Source organism: Streptomyces cahuitamycinicus (assembly GCF_002891435.1).
GTDB classification, from domain to species: Bacteria; Actinomycetota; Actinomycetes; order Streptomycetales; family Streptomycetaceae; genus Streptomyces; species Streptomyces cahuitamycinicus.
Genome location: NZ_POUC01000136.1, coordinates 1 through 18,730, shown reverse-complemented (window position 1 = coordinate 18,730; position 18,730 = coordinate 1). Strand labels below are relative to the sequence as shown.

Here is an 18,730-nt window from a genome sequence, read left to right as displayed (position 1 = left end):
GCCCGGCCCCGACCGCCGACCTCCCCCCTCAGCTCCTGACGCGCACGACGTCCACCAGGCACCGTCGCATACGGCAGGCGATGGGATGGGGAGCGGCTTTCCTGACGCTGACGACGGCGGGAACGCTGACGGGAATGCTCTCCTAGGCCGGCCGTGCCGGTTCACGCCGCAGACGCGGGGGCCCCAACCGGGCCCGGCATCGCCTCAGCCGCGTCGGCATAGCTTGGGTCGCCGCTCTCGGGCGGTCCCCGCACGGCGGTTGCCCGGTTGACGCTCGACCGCCCCGCGGCCCACAGCAACCGCTTAATTACGGGAGAAGCGGGAGAAGTCCGTCTACGCCGCATCCAGGCAGCCACAGGAATGGCGTATCTGGTGGCCCGCCGACAGATCGCTGCCTTGGCCGAGGTGATGCAGCAGCATCGGCGGCTCAACTCCTTCGGCATCGGCGTCTTCGATCCCCTTCGCAAGACGGCCGAGCAGCGCCGGACCGACCTCGCCGCCGACTGCGAGGAGTCGGCAAATTTGAGGTTTGAAGGCGTGCGGGATGTCCCACCCCTGGGCTGGTGCCATCCCAACTGCGGGCCCTTGAGGGGCGCGGGCCGGGTCACACCTTCTTGACGACGACCGTGTCCGGGACCAGCTTCTCAAGGTCGTCGACGTCTGAGGTGAAGACAGTGACCTGTCCCTTCTGCTGTCGCGCGATCACGGCGAGCACGGCGTCGATCGCGTACTGGTGGCCGTGCAACTCGGTGTCGGCCAGGAGTCGGCGTGCCTGGCGGGCCTCGTCCTTCCCGATGTCGGCGACCTGGAGCCGGGACAGCACCCAGTCCCAGCGCTGTTCGGTCGTTCTGCCGTCGTACGCCTCGACCAGGGTCATCGGCGACGTCACCACTTCGGCCTCCCCTCGCGCCGCGAGGTCGAGCCAGGCGATCATCTTCCGATCACCGCGCACTGCCAGGGACAGGGCTTCACAGTCCAGGACGAAAACACGGAGCGGCCTCTGCCCGTGCTCACCGGCTCGCTTCTTCACGCAGCCTCTCCGGCGTTGTGCCGTCCGGAGGCGCGGCGCCGCTCGTGTTCGGCGTCGAGATCCTCCAGCTCGTCGAGGGCTGCCACACGCTCGTCCTCAGTCACGGGGCCGTGTTCTTCCTGCAGCCAGTCGACCAGTTCCAGAAGCCGGTCCCGGTCGCGCTTGAGGCGCAGAGCCTCGGCGACGTACGCCGACAGGCCCCGCTCCGCAGCGTCCGCGCGGATCTCGTCCAGGAGATCCTCGGGGATCGTTACGGTTACCTTCTTCGTCGCCATACAAGAGACCATACTCTTGGTGTCGCACTCCTTACCATTGGGGCGCGGTCGGCGATCAGGCGATCAGGACGACGTGGCGGGGCGCGGGCTGCCGTGGAAGACCTGGCTGGTGTGCCAGGAGCGGTGGGCCGCCGCGACGGGGCGGGCGCCCGGCTGCGGACCGATGAGTGGTCGGTCGGAGAGCGCGATGACGTGTTCGCGGGCGGCGGGGCTGTGGCCGACGAAGCGCTGGGAGACCAGGATGCGGTGGCCCTCGCCGACACCGAGGACGCCCTTGTCGAAGAGCTTGTGGTGCAGGGAGCACAGGCACAGTCCGTTTTCGACGTCGTCCGGTCCGTCGAACGCCCACCAGCGCACGTGCGCGGCCTCCAGCCCGACCGGCACCGCGCCGATCCTGCCGTCGTAGCCGCAGAAGGCGCACCGGTACTCGTAGGCCGTCAGGACCTGCTCCCGCATCCGCGGATCCCGCCGCCTTCGCACGGCGGCCGAGAGCTCTCCGGTCTCCGTCGGCTCCAGCTCCAGGCCGACGGATTCGCACAGGTCGCCGTGGAGCGAAGGCGGGAAGTGCAGGTCGAGCAGGACCCGTGCCATCCGGCCGAGCAACGCCGGCTCACGCCGCAGCGCCGCACGCAGTTCCGGTGCCAGCCGCCCAGCGGCCCCCGCGGTCCGCAACTCCCGTACCCCGCTGCCGGGGCTGCCCGGTCCGCGATCGGTGCGCACCTCCCACACGCCGTCGCTCACCAGGTGGTGGAACGGGTAGGCCGGAGTCGTCCTGTTCGGCGGACCGTACTCGGTCAGCAGCCGCTGCAGATCCTCCTCCACCGCGCTGTACCGCAGTTCGCCAGCGGCATCTTGCTGGAACCGACCGAGGGCGTACAGCAACAGCAACGGCTTGTGCGGAGCGCGGGTCCCGCTTCTGGTCCACTGCCTCAGTTTCGCGGTGCGCTCCAGCCAGTCCATGACCGGCGATCGTAGTCGCGCCTCGTTGACCAGCGATCTGCGCATGTGTGGAAAGCCTGACGAGCCGTGGCGAGGTGATTGCGACGTGTCCTGACCAGGTGGCGCCATCGTTCGCGGGTCTGTTGTTCTCCGTCGATCCACGGTGCTCGCGCGGCGTGCTCGGGAAGCGGAAGGCCGGCCACGAAGTGGGCGATGTCGATTAGTACGCGTAGTCGCCGCTCTGCGTGGGTTCACGCAGAGCGGGTGATCGCGGTGACGAGGTCGTCCTGGGCGTCGAGGACGCCGACTGGACGTGCGTTCACGGTGCTCGTGCTGGCGCCGGGCGATGGCGCTCAGCGTTTGCCAGGTAGTCCTCGCAGTCTTCGGGGGAGAAGTCGCCGATCAGGATCTGGCGGCCGGATGCGCCTGACCGTGTGTGTGCCGTATCGGGGACGAGCCGGGCAAGGCGTGCGGTCCGGTCCGGTCGGCCTCACCAGCCACCCACTGGGAGACCTCGACCAAGATCTTCTCCCAGATTTCTCCCAAGCGATCTCCAGGAACCAGTCAGGGGCCTGATCCATCAAATGGATCAGGCCCCTGACCTGGTACTTCACTGTCGGGGTGGCGGGATTTGAACCCACGACCTCTTCGTCCCGAATGAGGTTCGGGCGTGATCGACACCGGCTTGTTTGCTGTTTTGCCTGGTCAGGGCGTTGGGGTGCGGTGGTCTCGGGTGGTCTTGAAGAGGCTCGGGGAGCGGGTCGGCTCCCAGGTGGCTCCCAGCGGGGCATCAGCCAACGGCCACCGAGTCCGTCTGACCCGCCGTATCAACTCACACGAATCCTTGGCGCCATGTGAACTTTCCCCGTGATGCTGGACACTTGTTGCTTACGCTGCGAGGGCGTGTTTTTGCTCGTGTCTCTGGCGGATCTCCAGCGGGGTGAGGTATCCCCAGGCCGGATGCTTCCGTAGTCGTCTGCGGTTGTAGAAGGTCTCGATGAAGGCGAAGATCTCTGCGCGGGCAGTGGTCCGGTCGGGCCAGCGGCGGGTGCCGATCTCCTCTTTGAGCAGTGCGAAGAAGCTCTCGGCGGCGGCATTGTCATAGCACGAGCCGGTTCGGCCCATGCTCTGCCGCAGCCCCAGCCTGCCTATTTTCCTGCGGAGTTCGTCAGAGGTGTACTCGGCTCCGCGGTCCGAGTGCACGATGCAGCCGGGCTGGAGTCGGCCACGTCCGGCGGTCATCGTCAGCGCGTCGACCACCAGGGAGGCGCGGTGGTGATCGGCCATCGAGTAGCCGACGATCTCGCGGGTTGCCAGGTCCAGCCAGGTCCAGCCAGGTCGCCAGATAGAGCCAGCCCTCGTCGGTGGGGATGTAGGTGATGTCCCCGACCAGTTTTGTGCCCGGAGCGTCGGCCGTGAAGTCGCGTCCGATCAGGTCTGCGGCGGGCACCGCTCTCTTCGCCGGACGGGTCAGCGACCGGCGCTTGCGCCGGGTGACCCCGGCGATGTCGCGCTCACGCATGATCCGCTCCACTCGCTTGCGGTTGACCCGCCGGTCCAGCCTGCGCAACTCGGCGTGGATGCGCGGCACCCCATAGGTGCACCGGGAGGCGATGTGCAGCACAGTGATCTCGTGGGCCAGGGCGTCGTCGGCGGCCCGTCGGGCGGCGCGGGCCGGCTCGCCGGCCACCCAGGCGTAGAAGGAGGACCGGGCCACCTTCAGCAGCCGGCACAGCAGAGCAACATTGTGGGTGGTCTTCTCCGCCTCGATGAACGCGTATACCTCGCTCATCGATCGCTCTCCTTCGCGAAGAAGACCGCCGCTTTTCGCAGCACCTCGATCGTCTCGGCCTGCTCACGGTTCTGCCGACGCAGCCGACTCAGTTCTTCCCGCTCCGCGCTCGTCAGCTCACCCGGCGCCCCCTGCCCGCGGTCGATCGTGTCCTGCTTGACCCAGTTCCGCAGGCCCTCGGCGCTGACCCCGATCTCCCGGGCCACCTCGGTGACGGTCCTGCCGGAGGACCGGACCAGCGCGACGGCATCGCGCTTGAACTCCTCCGTATACCGCCTGCTGCGGTTGCTCTTGCTTCCCCCCTGGCACTACTTCCTCTGGAACCTCAAGTCCCAGTCTCCAGGTGTCCAACATCAAGGGGAAGCTTCAATGCGCGGCCCATCCGCGATCTCGGACAACCGACCGGTGGTGTCACCCTGCCGCGGATGCCGCTGCAGCGGTCTGTGAAGCCGACGCTGATCACGTCCGTCGAGCGGGCTGCCGCCTCGGCCGCGTTGGGATGCTCTCCGTGGGAGTTAGGGCTGTGCGCAGGATGCGGTCAGTTGATGCGTCGGCACGGACGTTATGCGGCCATGTACTGCGCGGTGTGCCGCGTCGAACTCAACGGCCGATAGCCGAGAAGCCTTTACTCCAGAGGCGGAGCGAGCGCCTGTGGGCGCTGGGCCCTGCTTAGTCGCCTGAGTAATCAGCCGGTTTGCTCCTCACCGTTCAGGTGCCACATCGCGTACGGGAGCTCGTCCGGGTGCCGAGCCAGCCGCGCCATCACCCAGGCGGTCTGGGCGTCCATCCCCGATCCGAACTCGGCCACCAGGCGGCGGGCCTGCAATGTCGTTCGAGGCGCGAGCACCCAGCGCACGAGGGAGAACTGCACGCGGCCGGTGCCAGCCGCCTTTCCTGCTTGCCCGGGCTCATTCTCCGGGGACGGGCCGGCGCCGTCCGGTGCATGCGATGTTGTGTCGGCCACGCCGCGAGTGTTGCGGCGCAGTCGGCCTCTACGGAGTCGATCAACCCTGTAACCACTGGAAAGAGCGGAAGAGACCGCTGCCGTTGACGTCGAGGCGGTCGCGTCGTTCACCGCTACCGCGGCTACACCGCCCCGCCTGGCAGTCCAATCCGGCCATGGCCGACTCGCGCCCTTCTGTCGCCGCCTCAGGCTGCTCAGACTGCCGTACACGGACCTGTGGGGGGAGGGGCTTCGATCGTGACTGGGCGTAGACGTGGTGCGGCTGCCCGCAGGAGGCGTGCGGCGAGACTGAAGGCACTGGCGGTCGGCGGTGGTGTGGTGCTGGTCCTGCTGGTGGTGTTCTGGTCGGCCGTGTGGCCGTACATCACGGGCGCATTGGTCCTCGGTGGCGTCGGTGCGGCGGGCTGGTGGCTGCGGCGTACGGACCGGCTCGTGCGCGGCCGGGACCGTCTCTGGCGGCAGGAAGAGGCGGTGAAGGCAGGGCACCGGACTCTCGCCGAGGTGGACGCGATGACCGGCACTGAGTTCGAGGATCTGGTCGCAAGCCTGTGCCGGCGGGACGGCTGCACGCAGGTGCGGCGGGTGGGCGGTGCGAACGACAACGGCGCCGACGTCGTCGGCCGTCTCCCGGACGGGCGGACCATGGTGATCCAGTGCAAGCGCTATACGCCGAGCAGCACGATCGCGAGCCGGGAGTTGCGCGATCTGCTTGGTGCCAAGGTGCACTTCGGGGCCGACCTGGCCGTGTTCGTCACGACCACGCGGTTCAGCCGCCCCTCCGAGAAGTTCGCTCTGCAGCACGGCATCCTCGCCGTGCACCGGGATCACCTCGGGCTGTGGAACAACGGGGCTTCCCTGCTGTCACTGAGCGAGGTGAACGGCCGAGGGCAGGGCGACTCCCGCCACCGGACGCGTTGGAAGCAGGCGTACGGCAAGTAACTGGTCCCGATGGGCGAGGCCGGATCATGCTCCCCGGCCGCCTTGGCGCCACTCGCCTCTGCGCTTGGAGGGCAGAGGCGAGTGGCGGACGTGTGGGTGGTGGATTCGGGCTCACCAGCCGGGAACATTTCGCCTGACGAGGCGCTGTGGATCACGAAGCCCAACCGCGGCTCAGGGGGAGTTGGCCGACCCGGTGCACGCCGCGCTGCTCGTTGATCCACTGCTCGACCTGGTCCACGGAATCCGTGATTGGTCGGTCCGTGGTGTCGAGCAGGTGAGTGCGCCATCGGAGATCACCGGTATTCCAGCCAGCCCAGCGGCTCCAGACCATCTCGGGCCAGCTGTCGTCGATGATGACGTCGGGCCGGTGAGACGGGTCGACGGCGTGCTTGCGGTGCCATTCAGCCCAGCCAAGGAAGGCGTCGATCGCCTGGGAATCCCAACGTCCGACGTCACGCTCGGCGAGGCGAGCGCGGCGGACCGGATCAGCGACATCGACCAGGCATACGGCGATGCCATCCAGCAGCGGGGCGGAGGGCGCGGCCAGTACTTCTCCCAAGAGGGACTGCCCGGAGAGCAAAAGATCGATGCCGCGGTCCTGGTACTCCAACGCCCGTCGCACCCACATCTCGGTCATGCGGTGGCGCCAGTGCCGGTCGGCGCCCTCTGGCACACCGAGCTCGTCGAAGTCATGCACGGCGATTTTCCCGATCCGGGCAGCCGCCGCGTATGCCAGGGTCGTCTTGCCCGCGCAACTGGACCCGGTGAGCTTCAACAGCATCGAGCCAGGGTGCCGACAGCACGGCACCTCCCACGACCTATTTCTTCGAGTCACCCGGGAGGGCGAGGCTGCCGGGTCCCTGGAGCTGCCTGGGGAATTGCGATTCCGCCGGAGCGGAGGGGTAGGCTAGGAACCGGTCGCACGGGAGTGTTCTTGGTCACACTTGAATTTCCTCCGTGCGACCACCTTTCTATCCAGACCATGTCGCGGCGTGCGCGCAATAGTCAGGCGAGGCGACGAGTGCCACGGCCCTAGAATGGCCGTCGTGACCGACAACACTCAGCGCCCCGACAGCGGGCCGAACAGCGCCCCCGAACTGCCGACCCAGTACACGCCGGCCGAGGTAGAGGGGACGCTGTACGAGCGCTGGGTAGAGCGCGGTTACTTCGAGGCTTATGCGAAGAGCGACAAGCCCGCGTACACCATCGTCATCCCGCCGCCTAACGTCACCGGATCCCTTCACCTGGGCCACGCCTTCGAGCACACGCTGATCGACGCCCTCACCCGCCGCAAGCGCATGCAGGGCTACGAGACTCTGTGGCAGCCCGGCATGGACCACGCCGGTATCGCGACGCAGAACGTCGTCGAGCGGGAACTCGCCAAGGAAGGCAAGTCCCGCCACGACCTGGGCCGCGAGGCGTTCGTCGAGCGGGTCTGGCAGTGGAAGGCCGAGTCCGGCGGCCAGATCGCTGGGCAGATGCGGCGCCTGGGCAACGGCGTCGCGTGGAGCCGCGACCGCTTCACCATGGACGAGGGTCTGTCCCGTGCCGTCCAGACCGTCTTCAAGAAGATGTTCGACGACGGCCTGATCTACCGCGCCGAGCGCATCATCAACTGGTGTCCGCGCTGTTTGACGGCGATCTCTGACATCGAGGTCGACTACCAGGATGACGACGGCGAGCTCGTCTCCATCAAGTACGGCGAGGGGGACGACACGGTCGTCGTCGCCACCACGCGCGCGGAGACCATGCTCGGTGACACCGCCGTCGCCGTTCACCCGGAGGACGAGCGCTACAAGCACCTCGTCGGCAAGCGCATCAATCTGCCGCTGACGGGCCGCACGATTCCCGTCGTCGCCGACACGCACGTCGACCCGGAGTTCGGCACCGGTGCCGTCAAGGTCACGCCCGCCCACGACCCCAACGACTTCGCCATCGGCCAGCGGCACGGCCTGGAGTCGCTCTCCGTTATGGACGAGCGCGGTGTCATCACGGTCCACGGGCCTTTCGAGGGGCTTGACCGCTTCGAGGCACGTTCCGCGATCGTCGGCGCGCTGCGCGCCGACGGCCGGATCGTCGCGGAGAAGCGGCCGTACGTCCACTCGGTCGGCCACTGCTCGCGCTGCAAGACGACCCTTGAGCCGCGACTGTCTCTGCAGTGGTGGGTCAAGGTCGAGACGCTCGCCAAGGCCGCTGGCGACGCCGTCCGCGACGGCAGGGTGGACATCCACCCCGCAGACCTGTCGCAGCGCTACTTCGACTGGGTCGACAACCTCAACGACTGGTGCATCTCACGGCAGTTGTGGTGGGGCCACCGCATCCCCGTCTGGCACGGCCCGAACGGCGAGACCGTGTGCGTCGGCCCCGACGAGCAGCCGCCGACCGGCGAGGGCTGGGAGCAGGACACCGACGTCCTCGACACCTGGTTCTCGTCCGGCCTGTGGCCCTTCTCCACCCTGGGCTGGCCCGAGCAGACCCCGGACCTGGCCAAGTTCTATCCGAACTCGGCCATGGTCACCGGCTACGACCTGATGTTCTTCTGGGTCGCCCGGATGATGATGTTCGGCCTGTACGCGATGGACGGCGAGATCCCCTTCCGCACCATCGCTTTCCACGGCATGGTCCGTGACGAGCACGGCAAGAAGATGTCGAAGTCGTTCGGCAACACGGTCAATCCGCTGGACTGGATGGACAAGTACGGCTCCGACGCTGTGCGGTTCACGCTCGCGCGGGGCGCCAACCCCGGTACCGACGTGCCGATCGGCGAGGACTGGGTCCAGGCGTCCCGGAACTTCGCCAACAAGATCTGGAACGCGACCCGGTTCGCGATGATGAACGGCGCCACGATCGAGGGCGAGCTGCCCCCGGCCGAGCAGCTGTCGGCGACGGACCGTTGGATCCTGTCCCGGCTGAACACCGTCGTGGCCGAGGCAGACGCGTACTACGACGACTACCAGTTCGCGAAGCTCGCCGACGCCCTGTACCACTTCGCGTGGGACGAGGTCTTCGACTGGTACGTCGAGCTGTCCAAGACGACGTTCATGGCCGGCGGCGACGCGGCCAAGGTCTCGGCCCGCGTCCTGGGCGAGGTCCTGGACGTGACGCTGAAGCTGCTCCACCCGATCGTTCCGTTCGTGACGGAGACGCTGTGGACCACGCTCACCGGCCGCGAGTCCGTCGTGATCGCCGACTGGCCGGCGGACAGCGGGTTCCGTGATGCCGCGGCCGAGGCGGAGATCGAGAGCCTCCAGCAGGTGATCACCGAGGTTCGCCGCTTCCGCTCGGACCAGGGGCTGCAGCCCGGTCAGAAGGTGCCGGCGCGCCTGGACCTGGCAGGTACGCAGCTCGCTGCCCACGAGGCCGCCATCCGTCAGCTGCTCCGGCTCCAGCCGGAGGGTGACGGCTTCAGTGCCACGGCGACCCTCCCGGTCGCCGGCGCCACGGTCGCGCTCGACCTGTCCGGCACGATCGACGTCGCGGCCGAGCGCAAGCGGCTGGCCAAGGACTTGGCTTCGGCGGAGAAGGAGAAGGCCCAGGCGGAGGCCAAGCTCGGCAACGAGGCGTTCCTGGCGAAGGCGCCGGACAACGTGGTCGAGAAGATTCGTACCCGCCTGACGAAGGCCGAAGAGGACATCGTTCGGCTGCAGAACCAGATCAACAACCTGCCGCCTGCCTAATAGCCAGACCAGCGAGGAAGCCCCGGACCATCGTCCGGGGCTTCCTTCATAAGGCGGGCACCGCTACGGAATTCCCAAGCCCTCGAAGGGGCTCGACAGGGAGAACTGCCTCTGGCGGGCGACCGTCAGGGCCTGTTCGAGGTCGAACTCGGCCATCCGGATCAGGTCGACGAGCCGGGACGGCTTCGAGGCGAGGACGAGGCGCGTGATGTCCTCGGCCGCGTCGTCGCGGTTGAAGTGGTGCCGGAACAGGTCGAGGTTCTTCTGCACCACCAGCATGGTCATGTCGAACTCGGAGATCTCGGCGTTGGAGACCCGTCGTGTGCGCGAGTGGACTCGGTATTCGTGCAGCGGGCCTGCGATGCACACGATGTGGTTGGCCTCGCCCCTGCGGAACCGCCCGGCGAGGAGGTTCACGGCGAACGCCCAGTCCCCCCACTTCCGTACGTGCGGGTCGTAGAGACCGCCGTGGATGGCGTTGTCACGGCGGCAGACGATCGAGGTGGGCACGTGGTGCTTGCGCAGGACCAGTTCCTCGCGGCACGGGTAGGAGGAGATGGTGAGCCCGTCGAAGTCGCCGATCATCCGCGACATGGTGTGGACGAAGGCCACGTGCTGGTGCGTCTTGAGGAGCTTGACGGCTCGGTCCGGGTAGCTGCCGGCCTCCAGCAGCTCGGGCGCAGTGGCGAGCCGGTCGTCGGCGTCGAGCTGCATCACGTATTCGAAGGACGCGGCGTTGATGCCGGCGTTCCTGGCGGCGTGGTGTCCGCTGTGCTCCTGGCGGACGATACGGACCTCGGCACGCTCGGCGCACCGTGAGATGGCACGAAGCGTGGGCTGGTCGTCGGAGCCGTCATCCACGACCACGACTTCGTACGGGAACGTGTGGGGCTGCTGGATCAGGGACTCCACGGCTTCCACGAGATAGCCCCCCGAGTTGAAGCAGGGGATGACGAAGCTGATCCCCTCGGGCGTGCTCGACTTCACGGCATTCTCCCTGTCTCTGATCAGGCTGCCCGGTTGGCGGCGATGACGGTGGCCCGGGTCGCCTCGAAGCAGTTGCGCCCGGTTCGCCTGTCCTGCTCCGCATGCTCGGACCAGAGCAGCGTGAGGTCCCAGCCGTCGTAGATCCGCTCGATGACGTGTCGGAAGGAGTCCGGGGAATAGTCAGCCTCCCCCTCGATACGCAGCTGGCGGCCGTCCGCGGACCTGCGGGTGATCCCCGTGAAGACTTCGAGGTAGTGGTAGTTCGCCCCCTGCGCGTGAGTGACCGCGCTCGTGAGGAGAGACTCGACGTCGCGTCTCGCGAGGTAATGCAGGACGTCCTTGGCGACGACGACTCCGAAGTCCTCATCGATGGCGAAGTTCTCGGCGAGGCATTCCCGTGTTTCGATCCGGTTGGCCCAATCACTTGCGCTGTCGATGCGCTGAAGAAGCGAGTCGCTGGGGACCTGATCGACGGCTACGACGCGGAATCCTGCGCGCGCTAAGGCGATGGTGTAGGTCCCGGCCCCGTATCCCAGATCCAGTGCTGTACGTGGGGTCCCGTCTCCGATGGATTCCAGGAGGGTGTTGAACCGCTCCGATGTGGCGGCCTGGAGATTCTCGGCGGTGTTCAGGCCGCCGCGGATCGCCTCCGCGTAGAAGGCGTGCACGGACGCCTTCGAAACTGGCTGATTCATGGATGGCTCCTGTATGCCTGGAAGGTTTGCAGTAGCCGACGCCTAGAAAGGCACCGAAATCAGGCGTCCAGGAGTGAGCACCGATGAGGCGAGGGCCTCGGTGACCTGCATGGGCCGCAGGTGGCTCGCGAGGGAGCTGCGCTGCTCGGAGCCGCGCAGCCAGTGCTCCATGAGCTGGCGGTTGCTGTCGCTGTGGAACAGCCCGCCGAACGACTCCTCCGACACGTACTGCTCGTCGGGCAGCAGCGCGGCGTTGGCGCGTGTAGTCACGCGGGCGAAGGCGTCGATCCCGTCCGCGCTGATGCCGCGGGGGATGTCGTAGCAGTGGACGTGTGTGGAGAACAGAGTCGACAGCTGGGCCTCCAGGTCGACGCTCGACGTGCGGCCGTTGACGTTGTAGAGGCCGTCCGGGAGTTCGGCCCAGTCGCGGATAGAAGGGGTGGTCTGCTCGAAGGACAAGGTCCCGAGCGAGACTGTCCTCCCCGTCGCGGCGTCTACGAGGCGGAACGTGGAGGTCACATCGGTCTCGCCGAAACGGAAGCCCTCATCCGAGTCCGCCGACCACCGCGCGCCGGCGTCCTGGAACCTGCGGGCGATCGGCTGGGAGAGGCGCTGGTGCTGGTCGACGGGGAAGGCGCCGAAGGCGCTTACCTCCAAACGGAGTTGACGCTCGGGGAACAGCTCCGCGTTGAGCGACAGGATCTGGGTCGCGAGATCCACATAGTGGTACGCGCCGTGCATCATCATCCCGTAGCCGTACTTGTACGGGTGATCGTCGCGGCTCTCGAACTCGTGCTGGAGGTTCCACACACCGCCGGCGGCCCGGAGATGGAAGGAAGTCAGGGGCGCTTCCCACCTCTCCATCCGGTCCCTCAGCGAGGCAACGACCTTCTGGTTGTAGATCTGGTGGTACCGGCTCAGCGTCATCACCGAGTGCTCCGCGGGGGAGTCGGCAGCAACACCGATGAGTTCCTCCATGGTCTTCGTGATGTACGACGGCTTGAACCGACCGTCGACGATGGGAGCCAGTACGGGCTTCTCGACCAGCGAGTCGATGTGGTTCTCCACGCAGAACCGGAGGTATGCCTCGTGAGCTCGCACCTCCGTGGCGATGTACACCTTCGTCGGTACGCCGGGTACTCGCAGACGCTGGACGGCGGCCGCGATGGTTTCCTGCGGCGTCTCCTGCACTCGGTGGCCGGCATCCGGCAGGTACACGACTCCTCGCGGCTTCAGGCTCGCGGCCTGTATGCGTCGGTCGATTTCCGTCCGTTGCGACTCCAGATCGATGATGGAATAGGAGTCGATGTAGCCCGACTTGATGGCATCGCGAATGCACGGAAGGTACTTGTTGGCGACGATCTCATCGAAACCGATCACGATGAGGTGGTGAGCTGATATCACGGGACCACCTTTCCAAGGAGCCTAGAAGGCAGGGCTGTTGGGCCGGTTTTGGGCGCACGCCGCCAAAGGCCCGTATGGCAATGGAGGCAATGCGTGAAGACTTTCCTTGCCGTCAACCCATGGATTTCGACTCGGAATCGCCGACCTGCCCGGCGGCGACGAAATCAACTGTCGTCGCGCGAAAGGGACTTCGGGAGCATGCACTTGGGGGTGCACTCGTGCACTCCTGCGTGCGAACCTCCTGCACCCTGGGGCTGACCTGCGTAGAGTGACCGTGCGTCAAGCTGGCACTACGGCCGTTCTCTGGGGGTCCGATGGCAGACCGGAACGCCAGGTTGGTCGCGCTCATGCAGGAAGCGGACTTCTCGCACAAGTCGCTCGCCCGCGCGGTAGTAACCGCAGCGGCTCGTGCAGGGGAAGACGTCACCTGCGATCACACGTACGTCACCCGGTGGCTCAAGGGCTCGATACCGCGCGGGAACATGCCGCAGTTCATCGCCGACGCCATCGGGGCCAAGCTGGGACGCCGCCTCACCATCGATGACATAGGAATGGGCGACGCGGCGGTATCTGCCATACAGCTTGACCTCGGGCTCGATTTCGCGGACCGTCCTGAGACCACGGCCAAGACCGTCACCGACCTGTGGCGCGCTGACCTCGCCGAGGCCGAACCGCTGGTCCGAGCACAGCCGGACTCCGCGGCCTGGAACACCGCCACTCTGCGCTGGCTCGTCGCCCCGCCGGACGCAGCGCTGACGCGGACCGGTGGCCAGGCGATCGGCGCCGTGGACGTGGAAATGGTGCGCTCAACCGCCGATGCATTCAGCACGCTTGACGGGAAGTTCGGCGGCGGCCACGCCCGGCGCGCGCTCATTCAGTACCTGCACACGGATGTCCGGCCCATGCTCGACGGGCAGTACTCCGATGCCGTGGGCAAGCAGCTGCACTCGGCTGTGGCCGAAGCGCTTTTGCTCGCCGGATGGATGTCGTACGACAGCGGCCTGCACGGCATCGCTCAGCGGTACTTCATCCAGGCCCTGCGCATGACGCAGACGGCTGGTGACAGGCTCCTGGGCGGAAGCGTCCTGTCGGCGATGAGTCATCAGGCCACGTTCATGGGGCGGTACCAGGACGCCGTGGCCCTCGCCCGTGCCGCGTACATGGGGCCGGCTGCGAGCCTGGGGCCGACGATGGCCGCGCAGTTCCGTGCGATGGAGGCGCGCGGTCTGGCTCGCCTCGGCGACGAACGAGGCTGTGACCTGGCCCTGGCGGAGGCGGAACGCAAGCTCAGTCAGAGGACAGCCGACAGCGACCCGCCGTACATCGCGTACTTCGACGAGGTGGAACTGGCGGCAGAGATCGGCCACTGCTTCCGCGACCTGGGCCGTTCCGTCGAAGCTGCGCAGCGGGGTGGGGTCTCGATCTTCGGTGACGGCCTGAACAATCGAAGCGACTTCTTCGCGACGATGGTGCAGGCCGAGGCGTACCTCAACCAAGGTGAGATCGCCCGCGGTTTCGAGATCGCCGTGGCCGCTCTGAGTCTCGGCGAGGGACTGAAGTCGGCGCGCTGCGTGCAGTACGTGCGGGATCTCCAAGGGCGCGTCACGGACCAGATGAGACGGGCCGCGGAGTTCCGCGGCTTCGCGGAACAAGCCCGGGCCTTCCGTCTCTGGCAGCGAGCTGAAGCCGCTTAGAACGGCGCCCAATCCCGCCGTGAGCCACCCGACCGCAGCGTCTCGACACGCTTCTCGACTTCTTCGGCGGCGCGCGGATTCGTGCCGGCGTTCTGCGCGAGCCAGGTGACCATCAGCAGTTCGCGGACGCTCCGCAGTACGGTGTACCCGGACCACTGCCGGACGTCGAAGCCGTAGCCCTCCGCAAAGTCGGCGTACTCGGCCTCCGTGTGCCAGCCGAAGCTGTCGTAGTACATGGCCGTCTGCATGAGGTCCCACTCACGGGGGCCGGTCGCGAAGCCGTCCAGGTCGATGACCTTCGGGTGTCCTTCGGCGTCATGAAGGACATTGCCGACGTTGAAATCACCGTGCAGATGCCCCGACGGAAGGGCGAACTCCAACTGCTTGTACTCGGCTGCCAGCTTCTCGGCCAGACCGGATAGATACGCGCGGGTCTCGGCACGGATCACAGCACGCCGCAGTCGCTGCTCGACCTTGTTAAAGGGACGGAGGGGGGGCAGGGAGAAGTGCGGCGGCTCCAGTCCGTGAAGCCGCCGCAGGAGTTCACCCATCTCACGCGTGCTGGCGTAATCCTCGCCGTCGGCCAGCCCCTCCCAGAAGGTCACGGGGTGGCCCTCGACGACGACAGGCTGTTCGGCCTCCGTGACGAGTCGCACCGACGGGTAGCCCTCCGCCGCGAGCCATTGCGCAACAGCGACCTCGCGGCGCACGGACGGTAGACGATCCGCATGGCGGCCGACGCGAGAGACGACCCGGCCGCCATCGATGCGGAACACCGCATGGTCACCGAGTCGCAGCATTTCTACGCCGTCGGGGTCTAGCCTCGCCAGGACGCAAGCTCTACGCAGAATGCTCTCTGCCGCTGCGGAGTCGAACGCGGTTTGTTCGCTCGTCGTCATGCCGTCTGACCCTCCTGTGCCACAGGCAGAGCGGGGGTGATCCACCCCCGCGTACGAGGGTAAATGTGTCCGCTTCTGTCCTTTGACATCGAAGTTAGTCGTGTGCAGCCCCCTGACCTGGGCCGACTAGGTTGGATGTCAACGATTCCCCGGTTACCCGTGCTTGTCCGGTTCGGCGTCGGCGAAGGCGCGGTATCCGCCGAGATCTCGGGCTGGGCGAGGACGTCGCCGCGGTGTACGACTCGGACCGGCCCCCGGGCCATCATCGGATACTGATCCGTCGGCGTAGCGAGGTCGTGTCGGACATTCAGCAAGACCGCCGTCGTCGTCATCACCGCGAAGTCCGCCGGGCGCAAGGTCTTCGGCCTCGCCACCGCAGGCGTCCGTCTCGCTTGACCTCTTGCGCGTCAGTCCGGCAGCCAGTGCAGCTCGTGCGCCAGGGCTTTGGCGACGGCACGGATGCGGCGGTGTAGCGGCGACTGCTCGCGTGGGAGGACCAGGTGGATCGTCAGGCTGGGCGCGCCTCGCAGTGGTCGCCAGGTGAGACCGGCCGGTTGTGCCGTGGCCGCGGCTTCTCCGGCCGGGGCGAGGGTGACCCCGTCGCGCAGGTCGCGCTGAGACATGTCGAAAGAGACTGCGGGCGTGTGGAATCGGGGGTGTGGTCGGGTGTCTCGGAACAGTGCGGACAGCTGATCGTGGATCACGGGGTTGGCCGCACGATCCGGGAGTCGCAGCGGATACGCGGCCGCGTCGGCGATCTCGATCTCCGGGTGTTCGGCCAGCGGATGGTGCTGCGCCAGCTGGACTCCGACGCGCATACGCCGCAGCAGGAACCGGCGCACGCCACGGCCCGGCTGTTCACCGCGGGTGATCCCGGCATCGATGCGGCCGTCGGCGACCGCGGGGGAGATCTCCGGTGTCGCCATCGGGACCGCGCCGACCTCGAGTCCGCTGTTGCCGCGAATCAGCCTGTCCACCAGGGCCGGTGCCGTCTCGGCCCCGGCGCTGAGGCTGTATCCGATGCGCAGCGTGCCCAGTTCACCGGCCGCCGCGCTCCGGGCGGTGTCCCATGCCCGGTCCAGCGCCGCCAGCGCGGGCGGCGCGGACTCCGCCAAAGCCGCACCGGCCGTGGTCAATACGACGCTACGCGTGTTGCGGACCAGCAGGGCCGTACCGAGTTCCGCCTCCAGTCGGCGCATCCGGGCACTGAGTGCGGGCTGCGCGATACCGATCCGTGCGGCCGCGCGGGTGAAGTTCAACTCCTGCGCCAGCACCAGGAAGTACCGCAGGCTCACCGTATCCGGCGCCACGTGCCCTCCCTGCCGATTGATAACGATCCGTTCTGAGCCTATCCCGAACCGGTCTTTCCCTTGGCCTCAGATCAAGCCCTAACCTGCGCATATGGCGATGCAACTGACCGCGGTGCCCGTCGCCGGGATCGATCTGAGTGTCAATTCGAAGTCGGACGTGTCCGGCCCAACACAGGAGGTTTTCCATGGCCAAGGGCTACTGGGTCAGTGTCTACCCCGCCATTTTCGATCCTGAGAGGCTGACTGACTACAACGAGCTGGCGGGTCTGGCTGTCCGGGCTGGGGGCGGGCGCGTCCTGTCCAATTTCGGTCGAGTCGTCGCCCACGAGGCCGGAATCACCGAACGCGTCGTTCTGATCGAGTTCGACGGCTTTGAACAGGCGGTCGCGGCATACGAGAGCGAGGCATACCAGAAGGCGCTGGTGGCCCTCCCCGACGGCTTCGAGCGCGACTTCCGCATCGTCGAAGGCATCGACTGACCGGCGGGCCCAGCCATCGCTGGGCATCCGTCACCTGACACGCACACGGTGCTCAACGACGACTCACGAGACGAGTTCGAAGCCATGCCCCGCGTCCCAGTTTGTCGTCGACGTCCTCGACGGCCTGATCCCTGTCGGGCGGATCGAAGAAACGACGCGACGTCCGGGCCAGCTGGACTGTCTCGCTGACCTCGTCGACGAAACTGCTGGTGGTGGCCTTGCCGATCTTGTTGGTGCTGAAGTGGGCGAACCACATCTTGCCGTCGGGGCCGGTGGTGATCTGCTCCGGGCGCGAGCCCGCGGTGGGCACCGGGTACTCGGTGATGGCCCCGGCCGGGGTGATCTTCCCGATCTTGTGGCTGTTGTATTCGGTGAACCACAGATTACCGTCCGCACCGGCGGCAATCCCCACCGGAGTGGAGTTCCCGACCGGCACGTCGTCCTCCGTGACCACCCCGGCAGGGGTGATCCTCCCGATCTGGACGTCCTGGGGCTGGGTGAACCAGACGTTGTCGTCCGGGCCCGCGGCGATGCCCTGAGCCCGGCCGGGCACGCTGTGCTCGGTGATGGTCACCACCGCGGATCCCGGGATCGCCTCCACCCCGCGCCTGTAGCGGAGCGCTCACTTCCTCCTCGGCTGGCCCGGGTAGAACCCGGCGGGGCGGAGCCGGGTGCCGGTTCTGTAGTCGTGTGCAGTCCCCTGACCTGGGCCGACTAGGTTGGATGTCAACGATTCTGCTCGTGCTGACGCTGTTCGGGATCGTGTGTATCGGATGTAGTGGCGGATGCTGTCGTATGTGACCAAGTAGTCGTGGTGGTCCATGAGTTCTGTCCAGATCTGCCTTCCGTTGAGCTTCCTGCCGATCATTCCCTCGACCAGGTCGGCGAGTTCCCCTGTGATGGGGTCGGTCAGCGGACTCGTCTCTGCGGTGATCAGGCGTGGGACCTCCAGGGCGAAGCGGATGTCCGAGCAGCGGAGGTTGTGGCGCTTTGCGAGCGTGCGGATCTGTGTCCCCTTGCGGGCCTCTTGGGCGATGCGGTGGGCCAGGTCTTGGCGCCTGGCGAAGGGATTTCTCCTGGGGAGGCGTCGGCGTGGTCTGTTTGTGCCGCCCAGGGAGTTGGCATCGGCGAGAGCCCGTTCGAGTGCTTCGGGCGAGTGGCCGGCGGTGGTGGCGAGGTGTTCGAGGAGCGGCCTGCCGAACCACTGCGGTGGGCCGCAGAGATAGCAGTGCAGGAAGCTGGGCTGGAGATGGTTGGCGTGGGCCAGGCGCCGGATGTAGGAGTTGGTGGATTCTCCGAGGCAGGGGCGGAGTCGGACCGGCAGCGGCGCGAACCGGGGCGGCAGTTCGCTGTTCATCGGGACGTAGCGGTCTTCGTGGCCATCGACGCCGTGGTGTGGGCGGTGTGGTCGAGCGGAATGGCCTGGAGGCTCTTCTTGGTGATCTTCTCGGTGCCGGTGAGGATGGCGTCGAGGGCGGCTCCGCGGACGGCGTGGGAGAGAGAGCCGATCATGCCGCCGGTGTGGTAGTGCAGGAAGCGGTCCAGGTCGGTGAGTGTGCCGGAGCGGTGTTCGTGCAGCCGCAGGGTGTCTTCCATGGCGGCGACCAGGCCCTTCCATTCACTGTTGTAGGGGAAGGGGCGGGAGG

The 18,730-nt window shown here is 67.1% G+C and carries 19 protein-coding genes and 2 pseudogenes; 4 read left to right on the top strand and 17 right to left on the bottom strand.

From position 1 onward, the window contains the following. Positions 1-333 precede the first annotated feature (333 nt). The 8 genes and pseudogenes from C1J00_RS44690 to C1J00_RS19625 form a co-directional block, all read right to left on the bottom strand. Positions 334-570, bottom strand: coding sequence for a hypothetical protein (locus C1J00_RS44690; RefSeq protein ID WP_146046215.1), 237 nt, complete (start codon positions 568-570; stop codon positions 334-336). A gap of 34 nt (positions 571-604) precedes the next feature. Then, entirely contained in the window at positions 605-1,030 is a 426-nt protein-coding gene (locus C1J00_RS19660; protein WP_102910380.1) for a PIN domain-containing protein, read from the bottom strand. Continuing rightward, positions 1,027-1,305 carry a ribbon-helix-helix domain-containing protein gene (locus C1J00_RS19655; RefSeq protein WP_102910379.1) on the bottom strand — a complete coding sequence of 93 codons (279 nt, stop codon included), beginning with the start codon at positions 1,303-1,305 and terminating at the stop codon, positions 1,027-1,029. Before C1J00_RS19655 ends, C1J00_RS19660 begins: the two co-directional genes overlap by 4 nt. Positions 1,306-1,368: 63 nt before the next feature. After that, positions 1,369-2,265 carry a phosphorothioated DNA-binding restriction endonuclease gene (locus tag C1J00_RS19650; protein ID WP_102910378.1) on the bottom strand — a complete coding sequence of 299 codons (897 nt, stop codon included), beginning with the start codon at positions 2,263-2,265 and terminating at the stop codon, positions 1,369-1,371. A gap of 867 nt (positions 2,266-3,132) precedes the next feature. Beyond that, entirely contained in the window at positions 3,133-3,531 is a 399-nt protein-coding gene (locus C1J00_RS19645) for an integrase core domain-containing protein (RefSeq protein WP_102910377.1), read from the bottom strand. Next, a complete protein-coding gene (locus C1J00_RS19640) occupies positions 3,413-4,036 on the bottom strand; it encodes an IS3 family transposase (protein ID WP_102910376.1) in 624 nt (207 codons plus the stop codon). The genes C1J00_RS19645 and C1J00_RS19640 overlap by 119 nt, the downstream gene beginning before the upstream one ends. Beyond that, a pseudogene (locus C1J00_RS19635) lies at positions 4,033-4,308 on the bottom strand (transposase); the annotation flags it as partial. The pseudogene C1J00_RS19635 and the gene C1J00_RS19640, both read right to left, overlap by 4 nt. 413 nt (positions 4,309-4,721) lie before the next feature. Next, positions 4,722-4,907 carry a hypothetical protein gene (locus tag C1J00_RS19625; RefSeq protein WP_245936413.1) on the bottom strand — a complete coding sequence of 62 codons (186 nt, stop codon included), beginning with the start codon at positions 4,905-4,907 and terminating at the stop codon, positions 4,722-4,724. A gap of 330 nt (positions 4,908-5,237) precedes the next feature. On the opposite strand from C1J00_RS19625, the gene C1J00_RS19620 reads away from it, so the two are divergent. Further along, on the top strand, positions 5,238-5,939 hold the full coding sequence (locus C1J00_RS19620) for a restriction endonuclease (RefSeq protein ID WP_245936412.1): 702 nt from the start codon (positions 5,238-5,240) through the stop codon (positions 5,937-5,939). Positions 5,940-6,090: 151 nt separating this feature from the next. Here C1J00_RS19620 and C1J00_RS19615 read toward each other — a convergent pair whose 3' ends face one another. Then, entirely contained in the window at positions 6,091-6,720 is a 630-nt protein-coding gene (locus C1J00_RS19615; protein ID WP_102910373.1) for a hypothetical protein, read from the bottom strand. Between the two features lie 265 nt (positions 6,721-6,985). Between C1J00_RS19615 and C1J00_RS19610 the strand changes: the two genes are divergently transcribed. Beyond that, positions 6,986-9,616: a valine--tRNA ligase gene (locus tag C1J00_RS19610; protein WP_102910382.1), complete on the top strand. Its 2,631-nt coding sequence runs from the start codon at positions 6,986-6,988 to the stop codon at positions 9,614-9,616. A 63-nt stretch (positions 9,617-9,679) separates the two neighbouring features. On the opposite strand, the gene C1J00_RS19605 is transcribed toward C1J00_RS19610, so the two are convergent. The 3 genes from C1J00_RS19605 to C1J00_RS19595 form a co-directional block, all read right to left on the bottom strand. After that, positions 9,680-10,603 carry a glycosyltransferase family 2 protein gene (locus C1J00_RS19605; RefSeq protein WP_180989611.1) on the bottom strand — a complete coding sequence of 308 codons (924 nt, stop codon included), beginning with the start codon at positions 10,601-10,603 and terminating at the stop codon, positions 9,680-9,682. A 20-nt stretch (positions 10,604-10,623) separates the two neighbouring features. Next, positions 10,624-11,271 carry a class I SAM-dependent methyltransferase gene (locus C1J00_RS19600; RefSeq protein ID WP_180989610.1) on the bottom strand — a complete coding sequence of 216 codons (648 nt, stop codon included), beginning with the start codon at positions 11,269-11,271 and terminating at the stop codon, positions 10,624-10,626. 69 nt (positions 11,272-11,340) lie between these two features. After that, the gene (locus tag C1J00_RS19595) at positions 11,341-12,702 is read right to left on the bottom strand and encodes a hypothetical protein (protein ID WP_146046214.1); all 1,362 of its coding nucleotides are present in this window, start codon (positions 12,700-12,702) and stop codon (positions 11,341-11,343) included. Between the two features lie 314 nt (positions 12,703-13,016). Here C1J00_RS19595 and C1J00_RS19590 point away from each other — a divergent pair, with 314 nt between their 5' ends. Further along, a complete protein-coding gene (locus C1J00_RS19590) occupies positions 13,017-14,396 on the top strand; it encodes an NsdA family TPR-like regulatory protein (RefSeq protein ID WP_102910369.1) in 1,380 nt (459 codons plus the stop codon). Here the strand turns inward: C1J00_RS19590 and C1J00_RS19585 are convergent. Both C1J00_RS19585 and C1J00_RS19575 read right to left on the bottom strand, forming a co-directional pair. Then, on the bottom strand, positions 14,393-15,196 hold the full coding sequence (locus C1J00_RS19585) for a phosphotransferase enzyme family protein (protein WP_245936410.1): 804 nt from the start codon (positions 15,194-15,196) through the stop codon (positions 14,393-14,395). The two genes, C1J00_RS19590 and C1J00_RS19585, sit on opposite strands and share 4 nt — an antisense overlap. A 506-nt stretch (positions 15,197-15,702) precedes the next feature. Continuing rightward, positions 15,703-16,605, bottom strand: coding sequence for a LysR family transcriptional regulator (locus C1J00_RS19575; RefSeq protein WP_102910367.1), 903 nt, complete (start codon positions 16,603-16,605; stop codon positions 15,703-15,705). Positions 16,606-16,790: 185 nt separating this feature from the next. Between C1J00_RS19575 and C1J00_RS19570 the strand changes: the two genes are divergently transcribed. Next, entirely contained in the window at positions 16,791-17,084 is a 294-nt protein-coding gene (locus C1J00_RS19570) for a DUF1330 domain-containing protein (RefSeq protein WP_102910366.1), read from the top strand. Between the two features lie 52 nt (positions 17,085-17,136). Here C1J00_RS19570 and C1J00_RS19565 read toward each other — a convergent pair whose 3' ends face one another. From C1J00_RS19565 to C1J00_RS19555, 3 genes and pseudogenes are all read right to left on the bottom strand, one after another. Next, positions 17,137-17,685 (bottom strand): Vgb family protein, encoded by a 549-nt coding sequence (locus tag C1J00_RS19565; protein ID WP_102910365.1) that lies wholly within the window; start codon positions 17,683-17,685, stop codon positions 17,137-17,139. 21 nt (positions 17,686-17,706) lie between these two features. Beyond that, positions 17,707-18,441, bottom strand: coding sequence for a TniQ family protein (locus C1J00_RS19560; protein ID WP_102910364.1), 735 nt, complete (start codon positions 18,439-18,441; stop codon positions 17,707-17,709). Further along, positions 18,438-18,730: pseudogene (locus tag C1J00_RS19555) on the bottom strand (ATP/GTP-binding protein); the annotation flags it as partial. The gene C1J00_RS19560 and the pseudogene C1J00_RS19555, both read right to left, overlap by 4 nt.